Origin of the sequence: Microbacterium sp. (assembly GCF_031988965.1) — a bacterium.
In the GTDB taxonomy this organism is placed as follows: Bacteria; Actinomycetota; Actinomycetes; order Actinomycetales; family Microbacteriaceae; genus Microbacterium.
Genome location: NZ_DALZXX010000231.1, coordinates 1 through 2,852, shown reverse-complemented (window position 1 = coordinate 2,852; position 2,852 = coordinate 1). Strand labels below are relative to the sequence as shown.

Sequence of the window (2,852 nt, the reverse complement as noted above, 5' to 3'; positions counted from 1 at the left end):
TAACGCCCGGCTGCTCGCGCGCACGGCATCGAGAGCGGGCAGGAGGGCGCCGAAGTCGGCATCCGTCTGTCCGGCGAGTCCGCCGCCACCCCGCCATCCGCCGACCAGCGGGATCACGGCATCGACAGATTCGAGGCGCGTCGCCAGATCGGCCATCGACTCGAGCGAGGTCGCGTCGGCGACGTCGACCTCGGCTCCGATCGCTCGCAGCGGCTCCAGCCGCTCGGCCGATCGACCGGTCGCGACGACCCGTGCGCCGCCGTCGACGAGAGCCCGCGCGACGGCGAGACCCGATGCGCTGGTCGCTCCGGCGAGGAGGATCGTGCGATCAGTGACGCTCATGTACTCCACCTTCGTATAGAGACAGCTCTGCGGCCACCCCCGGAAGGAATGGCCGCAGGCGCCGCGTCCGATCGCCCCCGCGACCGGACCCCAGAAATGCGCGAGTCAGTGGTCGGTGCCCCGGATGCCGACGGTCGATTCGATGACCGGCTTCATCTTCTTGTCGAGGGTCTCGAAGAACATCGACAGCGGGAACTCGTCGTCCATCACGGCATCCGTGTACCCCTTCGGCGCACCGGCGAGGATCTCGTCCGACAGGCCGCGGGCCCACTGCGATGCCGGGTGCGGCGTGAGCGTTCCGCGCACGAGCTCGTACGCGGCGAGCCAGTGAGCGACCTTCGGGCGGTCGATCGAGTGCCAGTACAGGTCGTCGATCGCGTCGCCCAGCGCCACGACGGCGTCCGGCACGTTGTCCCAGTCGAAGGTGAGAGCGGTGTCGGTCCAGTGCAGCACTCCGCGCTGGTGCAGCCAGGCGAACAGCAGCTGTCCGCCGACGGCGTCGTAGTTGCGGGTGCGGGTGCCGGTGATCGAGAAGCGGAAGATCCGGTCGAAGATCACCGCGTACTGCACGAGGTGCGCGTAGTCGTGCATCTCCTGCTCGGTCGCGGTGAGCTCCTCACCCGCGGCGATACGAGCGGCGAGAGTGCGCTCGATGTTCACCGACTCGCGGAACGCCGTCATGTCGCAGCGCATTTCCTCGAGCGAGTAGAGGAAGAACGGCATCCGCTGCTTGATCATGAACGGGTCGAACGGAAGGTCGCCGCGCATGTGGGTGCGGTCGTGGATGATGTCCCACATCACGAACGTCTTCTCGGCCATCTGCTGGTCGTCGAGCATCGCGGCAGCGCGCTCCGGCAGATCGAGGTTCGTGATCTCGGCGGCCGCGCGGGTGACCCGGCGGTAGCGAGCGGCCTCGCGGTCCTGGAAGATCGCACCCCACGTGAACGACGGGATCTCGCGCATCGCGACGGTCTCGGGGAACAACACGGCCGAGTTGGTGTCGTAGCCGGGCGTGAAGTCGACGAGGCGCAGCGAGACGAACAGCTTGTTGCCGTAGTCGCCGGCCTCGAGGGCGGCGATGAATTCGGGCCAGATCGTCTCGACGATGAGCGCTTCGACGAGACGGTCGCTCGAACCGTTCTGCGTGTACATCGGGAAGACGACGAGGTGGCGGATGCCGTCGACGCGGTGCTGCTGCGGCTGGAAGGCCATGAGCGAGTCGAGGAAGTCGGGTACTCCGAAGTCGCCCGCGACCCAGCGGTCGAAGTCGACCACGGATGCTGCGAGGTACTCGGCGTCGTGCGGGAAGGCAGGAGCGAGGGCGCGGATGCCGGAGGTGATCGCGGTGACGAGGTCGCGGGCGGCGGCGTGGTGCGCGGCATCCGGGATCGAGCCGTCCTTGATCTGCATCTCGCGGATCGCGATCGCGGCGTCCTTGAGCTGGGCCCACGCCGCGGAGGACTCGGCGATCGACGCATCCTCGACGACCTCGGGTTCGCCGACGATGGCCTGAGTGTTCAGGGCAGGAGTGGACATGGAACCTCCGATCGGGGATCGCGACGTAAAAATTCCGGCATATACGGAATCCTGACGATAATCTTACATCTATGGATGATTCTGTCGACCTCGCGATCCTGGCCGCGATCTCTCGCGACGGACGGGCCACGCTCTCGCAGCTGTCCGAGGCCGTGGGCCTCTCGGTCTCGGCCGTGCAGTCCCGTCTGCGCCGTCTCGAGACGCGCGGAGTGATCTCGGGCTACCGCGCGATCCTCGACCCCGAACTGGTCGGCACGCCGCTCTCGGCCTTCATCGAGATCACGCCCCTCGACCCCGCCCAGCCCGACAACGCTCCCGAGCTCCTCGAGCACCTGACCGCGATCGAGGCGTGCCATTCGATCGCCGGCGACGCGAGCTACATGCTGTTCGTGCGGGTGCCCTCGCCGCGCGCCCTGGAAGAGCTGGTGCGCGACATCCGCACGGCCGCCAACGTCAGCACCCGCACCACGGTCGTGCTGCAGACCTACTACGAGCACCGGCCGATCATCCCCGTCGCCTCCGACGACGCCTGATCGCACCCTGGAACATCCACGCCGCACCGGCCATACTGTGACAGATCTCTCACCGCAGACGATCTCCACAGCCAGCGCCGACTCCCAGGAGCATCCATGTCCTTCCAGGCATACCTCGACAAGGTCGAGACCCAGACCGGCCTCACCCCGCGGCAGTTCATCGCGCTCGCGAAGGAGCAGGGGTTCGACGAGACCACGAAATCGACCGTCGTCCTCAACTGGCTCAAGGACGAGTACAGCCTCGGTCACGGTCACGCCCAGGCGATGGTCCACGTGATCCTCAAGGGGCCGAAGATCAGCGACAAGCACGTCGGCAAGGGCGGGGCGCACGGCGATGCGTCCGACACGCTCTGGCTCGACGGCAAAGACAGCAACCCGCACCGCTGACCCGCACCGCTGACCCGCACCGCTGACCCGCACCGCTGACCCGCACCGCTGACC

General features: G+C 67.4%; 4 protein-coding genes. 2 read left to right on the top strand and 2 right to left on the bottom strand.

Annotation, left to right across the window (positions count from 1 at the left end):
• The coding region (locus tag RTM68_RS18070) for an SDR family NAD(P)-dependent oxidoreductase (protein ID WP_312173657.1) at positions 1-342 on the bottom strand (342 nt) is incomplete at its 3' end.
• Positions 343-447: 105 nt separating this feature from the next.
• Positions 448-1,878, bottom strand: coding sequence for a DUF6421 family protein (locus tag RTM68_RS18065; RefSeq protein WP_312173654.1), 1,431 nt, complete (start codon positions 1,876-1,878; stop codon positions 448-450).
• Positions 1,879-1,949: 71 nt separating this feature from the next.
• On the opposite strand from RTM68_RS18065, the gene RTM68_RS18060 reads away from it, so the two are divergent.
• Positions 1,950-2,411: an Lrp/AsnC family transcriptional regulator gene (locus tag RTM68_RS18060; protein WP_312173651.1), complete on the top strand. Its 462-nt coding sequence runs from the start codon at positions 1,950-1,952 to the stop codon at positions 2,409-2,411.
• A 96-nt stretch (positions 2,412-2,507) separates the two neighbouring features.
• Positions 2,508-2,798 carry a DUF4287 domain-containing protein gene (locus tag RTM68_RS18055; protein ID WP_312173649.1) on the top strand — a complete coding sequence of 97 codons (291 nt, stop codon included), beginning with the start codon at positions 2,508-2,510 and terminating at the stop codon, positions 2,796-2,798.
• The last annotated feature ends 54 nt before the right edge of the window (positions 2,799-2,852 follow it).